The organism is Streptomyces deserti (assembly GCF_054782695.1).
Window position 1 is genome coordinate 206,724 of sequence record NZ_BAAGRZ010000009.1, and the last position, 12,670, is coordinate 219,393.

The 12,670-nt window shown below is 74.0% G+C and carries 12 protein-coding genes; 5 read left to right on the plus strand and 7 right to left on the minus strand.

The genetic code is table 11. The features are described 5' to 3' along the window. The first annotated feature begins 79 nt into the window (after positions 1-79). Both ACYVMZ_RS18465 and ACYVMZ_RS18470 read left to right on the plus strand, forming a co-directional pair. Entirely contained in the window at positions 80-1,450 is a 1,371-nt protein-coding gene (locus ACYVMZ_RS18465; RefSeq protein ID WP_461080876.1) for an aminotransferase-like domain-containing protein, read from the plus strand. An 87-nt stretch (positions 1,451-1,537) separates the two neighbouring features. Then, entirely contained in the window at positions 1,538-1,846 is a 309-nt protein-coding gene (locus ACYVMZ_RS18470) for a hypothetical protein (protein ID WP_461080878.1), read from the plus strand. Positions 1,847-2,398: 552 nt separating this feature from the next. Here ACYVMZ_RS18470 and ACYVMZ_RS18475 read toward each other — a convergent pair. Beyond that, positions 2,399-2,668 (minus strand): DUF397 domain-containing protein, encoded by a 270-nt coding sequence (locus tag ACYVMZ_RS18475; protein ID WP_461080880.1) that lies wholly within the window; start codon positions 2,666-2,668, stop codon positions 2,399-2,401. Then, positions 2,628-3,476 (minus strand): helix-turn-helix domain-containing protein, encoded by an 849-nt coding sequence (locus ACYVMZ_RS18480; RefSeq protein WP_461080882.1) that lies wholly within the window; start codon positions 3,474-3,476, stop codon positions 2,628-2,630. The genes ACYVMZ_RS18475 and ACYVMZ_RS18480 overlap by 41 nt, the downstream gene beginning before the upstream one ends. 86 nt (positions 3,477-3,562) lie before the next feature. Here ACYVMZ_RS18480 and ACYVMZ_RS18485 point away from each other — a divergent pair, with 86 nt between their 5' ends. Beyond that, positions 3,563-4,000 carry an ATP-binding protein gene (locus ACYVMZ_RS18485; RefSeq protein ID WP_461080884.1) on the plus strand — a complete coding sequence of 146 codons (438 nt, stop codon included), beginning with the start codon at positions 3,563-3,565 and terminating at the stop codon, positions 3,998-4,000. A 6-nt stretch (positions 4,001-4,006) separates the two neighbouring features. Here ACYVMZ_RS18485 and ACYVMZ_RS18490 read toward each other — a convergent pair whose 3' ends face one another. The 5 genes from ACYVMZ_RS18490 to ACYVMZ_RS18510 all read right to left on the minus strand — a co-directional run bounded on the left by ACYVMZ_RS18490 (position 4,007) and on the right by ACYVMZ_RS18510 (position 10,966). Next, positions 4,007-5,386 (minus strand): extracellular solute-binding protein, encoded by a 1,380-nt coding sequence (locus tag ACYVMZ_RS18490; RefSeq protein ID WP_461080949.1) that lies wholly within the window; start codon positions 5,384-5,386, stop codon positions 4,007-4,009. Between the two features lie 95 nt (positions 5,387-5,481). Then, positions 5,482-8,217 carry a caspase family protein gene (locus tag ACYVMZ_RS18495; protein WP_461080886.1) on the minus strand — a complete coding sequence of 912 codons (2,736 nt, stop codon included), beginning with the start codon at positions 8,215-8,217 and terminating at the stop codon, positions 5,482-5,484. A gap of 4 nt (positions 8,218-8,221) precedes the next feature. Beyond that, positions 8,222-8,584 carry a hypothetical protein gene (locus ACYVMZ_RS18500; RefSeq protein WP_461080888.1) on the minus strand — a complete coding sequence of 121 codons (363 nt, stop codon included), beginning with the start codon at positions 8,582-8,584 and terminating at the stop codon, positions 8,222-8,224. A gap of 74 nt (positions 8,585-8,658) precedes the next feature. Further along, on the minus strand, positions 8,659-9,720 hold the full coding sequence (locus tag ACYVMZ_RS18505; protein ID WP_461080890.1) for a hypothetical protein: 1,062 nt from the start codon (positions 9,718-9,720) through the stop codon (positions 8,659-8,661). A gap of 64 nt (positions 9,721-9,784) precedes the next feature. Beyond that, positions 9,785-10,966, minus strand: coding sequence for a PP2C family protein-serine/threonine phosphatase (locus tag ACYVMZ_RS18510; protein ID WP_461080951.1), 1,182 nt, complete (start codon positions 10,964-10,966; stop codon positions 9,785-9,787). A 204-nt stretch (positions 10,967-11,170) separates the two neighbouring features. On the opposite strand from ACYVMZ_RS18510, the gene ACYVMZ_RS18515 reads away from it, so the two are divergent. Together ACYVMZ_RS18515 and ACYVMZ_RS18520 are read left to right on the plus strand one after the other, a co-directional pair. Next, positions 11,171-11,611: a hypothetical protein gene (locus ACYVMZ_RS18515; protein ID WP_461080892.1), complete on the plus strand. Its 441-nt coding sequence runs from the start codon at positions 11,171-11,173 to the stop codon at positions 11,609-11,611. 73 nt (positions 11,612-11,684) lie between these two features. After that, positions 11,685-12,620: a hypothetical protein gene (locus ACYVMZ_RS18520; protein ID WP_461080894.1), complete on the plus strand. Its 936-nt coding sequence runs from the start codon at positions 11,685-11,687 to the stop codon at positions 12,618-12,620. Positions 12,621-12,670 lie beyond the last annotated feature (50 nt).

A 12,670-nucleotide genomic window follows, 5' to 3' on the forward strand; every position in this document is an offset into this window, starting at 1 on the left:
CATGACCCTAGGTCCGCCCAACTCCTCGGTGCAATAAGATCTTTGCCCTCGGTGCAATCCAGCGGGAGGGGGGACGGGAATGGACGACTACCGGCGCATCGCCGACCGGATCGCCGCCGACATCACCGCCGGGCGGCTGAGGCCCGGCCAACGGCTGCCGCCGCAGCGGGCGTTCGCGCGCCGCCACGGGATCGCGGCCTCCACGGCCGGGCGCGCGTACGGCGAACTCGTGCGGCGCGGGCTGGTCGTCGGGGAGGTCGGGCGCGGCACTTTCGTACGGGCCACCCCGCCCGGGCCCGTGGGGCGGGCGCTCGCCGAGCCGGTGCCGGGCGGCGGGGCGGGGGAGGCCACATTCCCCGTCAACCTGGAGCTCAACTACCCCTCCGTGCCCGGCCAGTCAGAAATCCTCGCGTCCGCCCTCGCGCCCCTGCTCCGCACCGACGTCCTGACCGAGGCCCTGCGCCCCGCGCCCGCCACCGGCACCGCACCCGCCCGGGAGGCCACGGCCGCCCTCCTGGCCACCCCCGGCTGGCGCCCCGACCCGGGCCGGCTGCTCTTCACCGGCAACGCCCGCCAGGCCGTCGCCGCCGCGCTCGCCTCCCTGGTCCGGCCGGGCGGGCGCGTCGGCGTGGAGCCGCTGACGTACCCGCTGGTCAAGGAGATCGCCGCCCGGCTGGGCCTGCGTCTCGTCCCGCTGGCCGTCGACGAGGACGGCCTGCGCCCCGAGTCCGTCGCCGCCGCCCACCGCACGGCACCCCTGTCCGCCCTGTACGTGCAGCCGACACTCCACAACCCGACGTCCGTGACGACGACCACCGAACGCCTACGCCAACTGGCCGACATCGCCACCGACTTGAGCATCCCCGTCGTCGAGGACCGCATCTGGTCCTTCCTCGCCCACCCGGAGACCTGCCCACCGGAAGGCCCCTTCGCCGCCCACGCCCCCACGCTCACCCACCTCGTCGACGGCCTGTCCAAACGCGTCGCCCCCGGGCTCACCGTCGGCTTCCTCGTCGTACCGCCGCACCGGGTCGACGCCGTGGCCGCCGCCGTGCGGTCCGGCGGCTGGAGCGCGGGGCGGTTCGCGCTGGAGGCGGCCGTGCGCTGGATCGAGGACGGCACGGTGGGGCGCCTCGTCGCCGCCAAGCGGGCGGACGCGGCCCGACGGCAGCGGATCCTCGCCGAGGAGCTCGCGGGGTTCACCGTACGGTCCGATCCGCACGCCTACTTCGCCTGGTGGGAGCTGCCCGCGCCCTGGCGCGCGGACACCTTCACCGCGGCGGCGGCGGCGCAGGGCATCGCGGTCACCCCCGGTTCTGCCTTCGCGGTCGACCCGAGCCGCACGCCGGACGCGGTCAGGCTCGGGCTCGCGTCGGCGCCGGAGCCGGATCTGCGGCGGGCGCTGCGGACGCTGGCCGGGGTCGTACGCGGGGGCCGTGGCGGCCGGTGAGAGACCCGGGGCCGTCGTGGTCGGCCCCGTGCCAGCGATGGTTGAGTGAGCCCCGGCCGACAAGCACCGCACTCCGGAGGTGTCCCAATGATCGATTCCGGCAGCCCCGAGCGCATTCGGGAGTTCAGCCCGGCCCAGTACATCGCCCCTTACCTGCTACTCGTCATCGCCAACGCCGGGGTGCGGAAAGTGTCGGCAGACGACCGGCCCGTGCTGTTATGGGTGTTCGCGGCCATCACCGCGCTCGGCGTCGCTTCCACTGTGGTACGCCTGCGGCGCATGTGGAACACGCACCAGCGTCACCCTCTGCCCGGGTGGACGCGGTTCCTCGGCGCTCTCCTCGCCTTGTACGGCTTGTACGTCGTCTACTGCCTCTTCGACGGGACCGTCAGCTGACCCACCTGGTGGGGGACAGGTCAAGCGGGGCGCCCGAGCAGGTCAGCCCCACAGGTGGCCCGGACACCCGGGTGCAGGTCCGGGATACCGGAGCCCTCTGCCGCCTACGAGCGCGGCCAGGCGGCCGGGACACTCGGCGACATCCCTACCGCCACCGGCACCGCCCCGGAGAGCCACACCCGACAGCAGGGCCGTGTACACAGGCTCCGCCCGCTGTTTCCGCGTCAGGCCGCTTTCGACCCGCAGCCGCTGCACCCGGCGCCCGGCGGTCTTCGGGTCGTCGCGCTCCCCGCTACCCAACTCCCCCTGCGGACCTTGCCGTTCGGATTCGACAGCCCCTAGGTTAAACCGGGAATTAACCCCGTTTAACCCGTCGCTTGTTGCGAGGTCGCCGTGCTGGAACGCACCCGTACCACCGAGCGTTGTGCCAGAGGCTTCGCCGCCGCCGTCATCGCCGTCGCGACCTTGTTGCTGGCGGCCAACGCGGGCCCGGCGAGAGCGGTGGAGCAGGCCCCGGCCGTGAGCAGCGTGGCGGAGGCGGCAGGACGCTAGTTACCGGGCGGCGAGGTGGCCGACGAAGGCGACGTACGCCTCCGGCGAGAGCGTGAGGATGCCGACCTCGGGGTTCTTGGAGTCGCGGACGGCGACACCGGGGCCGAGGTCGGCGACCTCGACGCAATCGCCCCCTGTGTTGCCGCTGTACGACGACTTACGCCATGCGGCGCCGCCGAGGGGAGCACACTCGACGCAATCGCCGCCGTTGCTGCTGCTGTAGCTCGACTTACGCCACGTCGCGCTCCTCAGCTGTTGGCTGGTCTCCATAGCGCTCCTCCATCACGTGGGCGATCAGGTCTGCCGAGTCCCGTACCGAGAGCGCGGCAGCTCGCAATTGATCGTAATGGAGCCAGCCCTCGCTGACACTGTCCGGATTGGCCGTCATGTGTCCCTGGACGAAGTCATCGGTGTAGACGATGTCCGGGTCGTCGTCGAGGCGCAGGAGGTTGAAGGCGCCCGGCAGGCCTGGGTGTTCCCCCACCGAGAACGGCAGCACCTGGATCTTCACGCGCCGTTGGTTCCGGAAACTCAGCAGGTGCGCCAGCTGGTTTCGCATCACCTCCCGGCCTCCGATGGGCCGGTACAGCACCGCCTCGTCCAGCACCACCCACACCACGGGCGGCTTCTCCTTGCCCAGGACGCGCTGCCGTTCCATGCGCGCCGCGACCAGCTCGTCGAGGTTCTCCGGTTGGGACGCGCCCAGCACGGCCCGCGCGTACTGCTCCGTCTGCAGAAGCCCGTACACCACCTGCGGCTGAAACGTGGCGATGTACGTCGCCCTCGCCTCCATCTCCGCATACGGCTGAAACCACGTCGGCAGTTGGGACCGCAACACCAGCCCGACCAGCCTCGAAAAACACCCGTCCGTCATCAGCGCCGCATCCGCCCGCTCCGCGAACTCCCTGGTCGGCACCTTGTGCGCGGTCTCGATCTGGCCGACCAACGAGCCGGTGCAGAAGATGCATTCGCCCAGCTCCTGCTGGGACATCCCCGCGCTCTCCCGGTACCGGCGGAGTTCGGAACCGAAGTAGTCCAACGGCGAGGCGGTGGGGTCGAGTTTGCGGATGTTGGGCATGGAGCGGTCACCCCCTGGTCAGAACGCGGCACCGCGTTCATTTCGGCTTGTGGCCGAGAGTAACCAAGCGACTCCACGCTGGTGGCATGAATCACGTAACTGAGCGGCAGGGGCCAGGACTTGGCACCAGGTATGGCGTCGGCTTCACCCTCGGTGAGCACTCCGCCCGGCATCTGCGCCGCGTCCTCCGGGTGTATCTCACCGCCTGGGAGATGGCCGGCCTCTTCGACGCCGCCGCCCTCGCCCTCACCGAGCTGGTCGCCAACGTCGTGCGTCACACCTCGGACCGGCGTGGCGCCGTGCTGATCCTGCGGCGGCCGGACGGGCAGGGGCTGCGGGTCGAGGTCACCGACACCAACCCGTGCCCGCCGCTGTCCACAGCTGTGGACGAGCTCGCCGAGGACGGACGCGGAATGCTGATCGTCGAAGCCGTCACCGATCGGTGGGGGTGGGAGCCCCTGACCGACCGGACCGGCAAGACCGTCTGGTTCGAGTGCGATGTGGAGACGGGCGCTGGAGCGTGACCGGGCTCAGTCGGGCAGTGCCCCGCGCAGCGCCTCGTCCAGGCTCCTCGCCAGCTCCGCGTCGCCCGGCGGGCTGTCGGTGAACAGGGCTCCCAGCCGGGCGGTGAACGTCTGCGTGAACGCGCCGTACAGCGGGGTGCGGGGGCGGTGGACGGCCTGCTGGAGGGCGGGGAGCAGGATGTTCTCGGCGTAGGCGGGGCGGCCCGTGTCCTTGTCACGGGGCATGGTGTCGGCGCTCTCGCCGGTGGGTGAGGCCGAGGGGCCCGGGGCGGCCACCGTGCAGCGCAGGCCGTCGTCCCGGTAGGCCGAGGTGCGGGTCGCCGCGAAGCCCGCGTCCAGCAGGCAGCGTTCGCTCTCCCGGCCGGTGAGGAACTCGATCAGCTCGGTCGCCTTGCCCGCCCGCTGCGAGGCGCCCGTCACCGCGAGGTTCTGCCCTCCGAGCACCGCACGGCCCGGCAGCGGGGCCACGTCGAGCTGCCGCTCGGTGAACGTGCGGTACAGGGTGCGGTAGGCGTACGGCCAGTGCCGCAGGAACGCGGTGCGCCCGGCCGCGAAGTCGCTCAGGGAGGCTTCCTCGTCGGAGGTGACGGCGTTCTGCAGCGTGTACGGCTTGTCGGTGCGCAGGCGCAGCTCCGCGACGCCCGCCGTCAGTTCCTCGACGGTGGCGGTGTAGTGGCCGTCGTCGTCGACGAGCGCGAAGTCCTCCACCGCGGACGCGAACGCCTCGACGGCGTTGACCGTACGGCCCTCGTAGGCGGCCAGCTGGGTGGTCCAGCCCTTGTCGTACGGGGCCTTGGGCCGGTGCTCGTTCAGGGTGTCGACGAGCGCACGGACCGCCTGCCAGCCGGTGGCGCCGCTCAGGTCGGGCCGCTCCACGCCCGCCTGCTCCAGCAGGTCGCGCCGGTAGTAGAGGAGCCCCACGTCGCTGTTGAACGGCACCGCGTACACCCGGCCGTCCCACCAGGCCGTGCCGGCCACCGGCTCGATGATGTCGGGGTCGATCAGCCTCTCGGGCAGCGGGCGGATCAGGCGGGCGGCGGCGAACTCCGGGACCCAGGTCACGTCCAGGTTGACGACGTCGTACTCGGCGCTGCCGGACTGCAGGGCGCCGAGCAGCTGGCTGCGCTGTTCGTCGGCGCTGCCGGGCAGTTCCACCAGGCGGGCGCGGTAGCCGGAGTTCTCCTTCTGCTGGCGGGTGTTCCAGGCGTCGATGAGCTGTCGTCGGACGCCGTTGCGGCCGGTGACGTCCCGGCCGCTGGCGACCACGATGACGCCCTCCACGTCACCGCCGGAGGCCGACGCGCCCGGCCCGGCGCCGTCGCCCTGTCCGCCGGTGCAGGCGGCCACCATCAGCAGGGCCAGGAGCACGGCGAGCCGTCGGGCCATGAGTCCTCCCCGGTTGCGGTGCGCGCGACGGCCCTCACCGGTTCCGGTGCGCGCCACCCCGTCGTGCAGGGCCGCCGCGTCGAGCCGTCGCCCCATCAGTCCTCCCCCGTCCCGGTGCGCGCCACCTCGTCGCGCAGGGCCGCGGCGAGGTCGTCGCCGGCGTCCAAACAGCGGCCGCCGCTCGCGTCGGAGATGCGGCGGTCCGGGCGGCCCCGGTCGCAGCCGCCGCTCTCCAGCGACACCATGGTCACCGGCACCCGCGCCGCCCGTGCCCGGGCCAGGACGTCGTCGAGGCGGGCGCCGGTCAGCCGGCCGGCGTCCTCGTCGTCGGTGATGTGGACGATCAGCTGGGGCCGCCGGTCTCCGCCGCGGCTGTCCAGCTCGTCGAGCGCGGCGAGCAGCGCGGCGTGCGGGTCGGCCTCGGCGTCCCGGACGCGGGCCCGGCGGTCGATGGTCGTCTCGGCCTCGTTGCGCCGGTGGGAGCCGAAGGGCAGCAGGGTCTCGTACGACCGTCCCGTCGTGCCCGCCACCGCCCACACCGCGTACTCGTCCCGGCCGCCGAGCCCGCCCAGCGACTGCTTCAGCAGGCCCGGGCCGCCGCTCGGGCCCGCCCACTGCCTGGCCATCGAGCCGGAGCTGTCGAGCAGGAACAGCACCCGGCCGGGCCCGCGTGCGCCCTGGTACGCGTCGAGCGCGGCCTCCATCTCGTCCCGGCCGGCGGACTCGTCCAGCGGGGTGGGCGCGCGCAGCACCCCCTCGGCGACGTGCTTCCCGTCCAGCAGGGGCCGGCTGCCGCCGGTGGGGGAGCGGAAGCCGTCCCGTGCGAACACCGCGCGGCCTCCCTCGCCGCCGAGCCAGCCGCGGAAGTCGTCGGCCGCGTCGTCGCGGGCGGTCCCGTCGCGGTCGGCGCCCAGCCAGCGGACCCGCACGAACAGCGGCTCCAGCCCGGGGACGTCCTTGGGGTACTGGGCGAGGCGCGGGCTGCGGGTGGTGCGGTCGCAGCCGACGCCACTGCGCATCAGGAACTCGGGGACGAGGGCGGCGGTGCGGTCGTCCACGGCGTCGACGTCGGGCAGGGAGCACAGCAGGTCCCCGGCGGTCGGCGCGGGCGCTCCCGGCGGGGCCACCAGGCGTTCGAGGCGGGCCGTGTCGCGCAGCCCGGGGCCGTACAGGCCGATGCTCGCGAGCAGTGCCGCGTCCGTGAACTCCGGGTCGGGGCGGCGCACTTCGGCGTCCTCGTCCCGGTCGAGCAGGGCGTCGATCATCTCGTTGAGGGTGCGGCCGGTGCGTGCGTACAGGTCCTCGACGGCGAGGTCCTGCGGGACGGCCAGCACGACCGGGGAGTAGGCGAGCGGTTCCTCCGCCGGCTTGAGCCGGGCGACGGCGTCGGTGTCCTGCCCGTCGACGACCCGGGCGACATCGGCGCGGGAGGCGGGGATCCAGATGTCCGGCTGCGGGCCGATGTCCCGCTGCGGGTTGGTCTCGTCGTGGGGTTCCTGCCAGGCGACGGTCTGCTTGCGCAGCGCGGTGACCACGTCGGAGGAGCCCGCGCTGTAGACGGTGATGCCGGTGCGGCGGCAGCCGTCGCCGGTGGTGTTCCCGTCCGACGTCAGGTAGGCGTCGGCGGCGGCGCGGACCGTCGGCTCCAGGTCGGGGTCGGTCAGCACGCGCAGCTCCAGCGGCGGGGCACAGGTGGCGGGGCCGCCGGTGCGGGTGGCCAGGCCGTACGAGCCGACGGCCAGGGCGGCGACGACCAGCGGGAGGACGACCCGGTTCACGGTCCGGTGGCGAGGGCGCCGGCCCGCCCGCAGCAGGCCGGGCAGCCGGGAGAGGCTGAACCAGGCGGCCGCCGGGCGCAGGACGCCCAGCAACACGGCAAGGACCCGGCGCAACCGGGCCTCCCGCTCCTCCTCCTGTTCCTGGTCCTGTTCCTGGCCCTGTTCCTGTTCCTGCTCCTTGTCCTGTTCCTTGTCCTGTTCCTGGTCCTGTTCCTGTTCCTGTTCCTGTTCCTGTTCCTGCTCGTCCTCCTGCTCGCGCTCCTGCTGCTCCTGCTGGTTTTCCTGCCGCTCGTCCGGCGCCGGCCGTACCGCCCGTGCCCACAGCAGCACGTCCTCCTTGGTCTCGGCGCGGCTCTGCGGCTCCCACGGCTCGCCGCGCACCGTGCGATACCGCCGGTGGTCCATCCGCTCCCACAGCCGGTCCGCGAGGTCCCGGAACCCCAGGTCGGCCTCGTCCGCCTCCCGCAGGAGGTGGAGGAGTTCGGCGGTGAACGGGGTCGGCGTCCTCGGATCGCCCGCGTCGATGCGGTGGTTGGCCTGCACGCTCATCAGCAGCAGCACGCGCCGCTTGTCGCGGAAGGTCTCCCACAGCCAGGCCGCGTTGCCCGCGAAGCAGCAGTCCAGGATCACCACGATCCGCCGGGCCGGGCTGGTCGCGAGGACCGTCAGGACGGTGGTGAACATCTCCGCGCCGGGGAACACCGCGTGCCCGCCCGCGACCACGCTCGCGTTGCGCATCTGCAGGAACAGCTCGTCGCCCGCGCTGGGGATGGCGCCGTGCCCGGCGAAGTACAACAGCAGCAGGCCCTCGGCCTCTGCGGCGACCGTGCGCAGCGCCCGCCCGAAGTCGTCCTGCGAGGGCGAGCGCAACTCCCTGATGTCGCGCTCGTCGAACACCCCGCCGTGCGGCAGCACCTCGCGCAGCCGGGTCACGTTGTGCTTGACGGCCGGCAGGTCGCCGGGCACCCCGTGCGGCGGCTCCGTGAGGTCGTACTCGGACACACCGACCAGCAGCGCCCGGTTCACCAGCCCGCGCGGGTCGAAACGGTCCACCGGCCTACCTGTCGTCGAGCGGCACCGGATCGACCTGCCCCTCGGGCGGTTCCCCGTCCTCCACCTCGCGACGGTTCTCCCGCCAGGCCTGTACGGCCGCCTTCACCTGGTCCAGCAGATCCCGGAAGGCGACCGAGGCGGCTCCTCCGACCAGCGCCACGACGATCTCCATGCCGATGCCCATCGGGGCGCCGGTCTCCTCGTCCGTCCCGCGCCGCTCGTCGATCCGCAACCGCCCCGCGCGCACCAGCTCGTCGAGCGGTTTCTCCCGCTCCAGCCACTTGCGCAGCGCTCCGATGTCACTCTCGCTCGCGGTTCCGTCCAGCCGCACGCGAATGCCCTGGTTGGCCACGCCTTTGTCGGCCACTCCATCCCCCTCAGCCATAACTCACCATCATGGCATCGCTGTTGCCTCAGGGGGAGGGTCCGGCAGCGGGCGGCTCAGCCCTGCGTCTGCAACTGCCGCAGCTGCCGCTGGACGTGGTCCAGTGCCCCTTCGCGCCGCCCGGGCACCCGGCTTCTCAACTCCGCGAGGGCGGGCCCCAGTTCACGGGCCTGCGCGGGGTCGCGGATCTGCCCCCACTGGTGGTGGGCCCGGTCCACGGCCGCCTCGACGGCGGGCGCGTCCGCCGCCTGCCCGGCGTTCAGCCGTGCCCCGGCCACCGCCAGCCACGTCCGGCAGCTGCGTACCGCGTCCCCCGCGAACATCGCCAGATCGGCCCGGACCTCCGCCCAGTGCAGCGCCTCCTGCGACCCGGGCCCGTGCGCCCGTACGGCGGCCTGCTCGTGGCGCGCGGCGAGCGCGTCGGCGTCGGCGTGGCGGCCGGCCCGGACGGCGGCGGCGATGTCGGCGTGCGGGTCGCCGCTGCCCGGCCCCGCGGCCGCCAGCACCAGGTCCGCGCCCGAGCTCTCGGGCGCGATGCGGGCCAGCGCCTGCTGATGCAGCTGCTCCAGCGGTGGCCGGTACCCGCTGCGCAGGATCGTCGCGACCGCCCGCATGTACGCGGGGACGGCCACCGCCCGCCGCGACGGCGGCGGTGCGACGCGACCGTAGACGGCGTTGCCGCGGCCGGTGTCGAGCGGGTGGGAGCGCAGCCACTGCCAGGTCTCCGTGTCCGCGTGCAGGTCGAGGACCAGCGTCGTCGTACCGCCGGGCCGCAGCCGCAGCTCCTCCCGGAACCAGTGCCAGGGGAAGGCCGTGTAGCGGACCGTCGACGGGGTCGTGCGGGCCATCGCCAGGTGGGGCAGGTGCTGGCGGCGGTCGAGCTGGAGCTGGCCGGTGACGTACACGGTGAGCGGGCCGGGGGCCGTCGCGGCGGCGCGCAGCCGGGTCAGGACGGCCTGCGGCTCCAGCGGGTCGGCGAGTTCGACGACGTTCGCGGTGTCCGTGCCGGACAGCACGGCGGGCGGGACGGCCGCGAGGACGGGGAGCACGGAGGCGGCGTCCACAAGGCGCCCCTTGCCCAGTGGCGAGGCCGCCACCAGCAGTACGGTTCCGGGCATGGTCCCCTCCCCCTGTCGATCACGTACGGCAGCACGGTAACCGCTGCGGCTGCAAAGGAGGACCTCAGTACTGCAAACCTCCCCGTTCGTGGCGTTCGCCCGCCGCCCGTCCCGCCCACGGCACGACGTCCTGGCCGAGCGGCCCTCCCGTGCGCCGTACGGCGAACACCGTGGTGTCGTCCCCCAGGCGACCGCCGCAGTGCCGCAGCGTGCCGTCCCGTACGAAGGCGACCAGCCGCGCCGGTTCGGCCAGGCGCGGGTCCTGGGCGACGGCCCGGGCCACCTCCTCCGCGAGCCGGTAGAACTCCCCGTCGCCGTCCCGCGCCTCGGTCACCCCGTCGGTGCACAGCAGCAGCGTCTCGGACGCGGCGAGGGGCAGCCGCCGCACCGGAGGCGGGCCGCCGCCCAGCTCTCCGAAACCGAGGGGGAGTCCGCCGCCGGCCGGCAGGGCACGGACGCCGGACGGGCCGACGGCCAGCGGCGGCTCGTGGCCGAAGACCACGGCGTCCACCGCGCCGGGCGCGTCCTCGGAGAAGCCGATGAGGACGGCGGTGGCGAAGCGGTCGTCGTCGATGGGGGTCCCTTGGGGGAGGCCGAGGGCCGTGGTGTGGGCGCGGTGGCGCAGCATCCGGGTCTCCAGCCGGTCGGCGACCGTCGCCAGGTCCCGCTCGTGGTAGGCGGCCTCGCGGAACGTGCCGAGCAGCGCGGCCGCCGTCTCCACCGCGCCGAGCCCCTTGCCCTGCACGTCACCGACGAGGACGCGGGTGCCGTGCGGGCCGGGCTGGATGTCATAGAAGTCGCCACCGACCCGGGCCTGGGCGTCGGCGGTGAGGTAGACGCCCGCGTGGTCGAGGCCGCCCCAGCCCGGCGGCAGCGGGCGCAGCACGGTGCGGCGGATCGTCTCGGTGACGTCCCGCATGTGCAGCGCGCGGCGCTCACCGCGCACCCGGACCCAGCAGGCGAGGGTGGCGAGGGCGCCGCCGATGGCGACGAGGACGAAGTCGGCCGGCCCGGACCGGTACTCGTACGGCCAGACGCTGTCCACGGCGACGTAGGTGACGACCGCGAGCAGCGCGAACACGGCCGTGCCCCACACCCCGCAGATCGCCGCGGCGATGCCGGGCACCAGCACCACCCAGGTGATCATCCGGAAGTCGCCGGCGGTGTTCAGGTCGATCGACGGGATCGCGGCGAGCAGCAGCAGCGGCGGCAGCCAGGCCACGCTGCGGCCGCCCAGCCGCAGCATCTGGTGCCGGTCCGCGACGTCCCGCCGGCCGGCCCGGGGGTACCGGTCGCGCAGGCCGTGCCCCCCGCTGCCGTGGCTCACGGCCCCAGCGAAACACGGGGCCGCGCGGGCCGCATCCGGTCGCGGGAGTCGGCTCGGCCGACTTGCCAGCGGCCTGCCGCAGGTGTGCCCTGGTAGCGGGGGCGCAGAGAGAGGAGTGCTCTCATGGCTCACGCGGCACCCGCGCCCGGCGGGACGCGCAGGCGGCCCCGTACGCCCGACGTCTTCAGCGAGCGGGTCCACACGGCCGCGAAGTGGGCGGTACCCGTCGTCCTGGGGCTCCTGTTCGGCTACTGGGTGGCGGCCAACCGGCGCGACGGCGGTCCCATCACCGGCTGGAACGTCCTGTTCGGCTTCCTGACGGCGTTCGCGTTCATGGTGCTGTACATCGCCGTACGGGCGGTGGCCTCGCGCCTGACGCGCGAAACGCGCGCACTGCTGTGGTCCGCCTTCGCCGGCTGCGCGATCGGCTTCCTGTACGAACAGGGCGGCGCGACGGTACTGGCGTCGATCGTGCTGGGGCTGGTGATCGCGGCGGCCTTCTTCGCCGTGCTCTTCTACCGCTACTACACCCACGAGGACGCGCAGGGCCGCCGCATCGAGTGAGGGAGGTCGGCGCGTACGCCCATTCGCAGCACCGCGGCTCGCGTGCCCACGCCCCGGCGCCTTGCCTGGAAGGGTGCCCGTACGCCTCCGCACCGCCCTGTCGGCCGTCCTGATCGCCCTGGCCTGCCTGCTCGTGCCGTTCGCCACGCTCGCGGCCTGGGCGGTGTACGGGCTGGCCGACACCGGCCGGTACGTCACGACGATGGCGCCGCTGGCCGCCGACCCGGACGTGCGCGAGGCGGTCGTGGACGGCGTCGGCGCCGGAATCCTGAACGAGGTCGGCGACGAACTCGGCCACGGGGCCGAAGCCCGGCACCTGCGCGGTGTGGTCGGCCCGTTCGTGCACGACGCCGTGCGCTCGTTCACCCACACCGAGGCGTTCCGCACGGCATGGGACGCGGCGAACCAGGCCGTCCACGACGCCGTGCTGCGCGCCCTGCGCGACGACCGGCCCGGCGCCCGCCCCGTCACCGTCGACCTGGCCCCCGTCGCCGCCCGGGTCAAACACCGGCTCGCCCAGGACCACGCGCCGCTGGCCCACCGCATCCCCATCGAGCACACCGAGGTCACCGTCCTCCCCGCGCAGGACGTGGCCGGGCTCCGGAAGGGCTACCACGTGCTGGACACCGCAGCGTTCTGGCTGCCGCTCGCCGCCGTCGCCTTCGCCGTCGCCGGAATCGCCGTCGCCGCCTGCCGCCGCCGCGCGCTCACCGCCGTCGGCCTCGGCACGGCCCTGGGCGGCGCCCTCCTCGTCCTCGCCGTGGCCATCGGCCGCCGCCTCACCCTCGCCGACCTGCCCGACGCGGCCCACCGCCCGGCCGCGGCCGCGGTCTACGACGCCCTCACGGCCACCCTGCGCACGGCATCCTGGCTCCTGCTCGCACTCGGCCTGACGGTCGCCTGCACCGCCTGGCTCACGGGCCGTTACGGCCCTGTCGTACGACGCCGGCGAGCATGCGCGGGGCCCACCACGGATCCGGCCCGGGAGCCGAGGCGGGCCGGAGCCTGACGGTGTGCTGCGCAGGGGCTCGCGGCCTCCGGGAGGCCTCGGCGCTGATG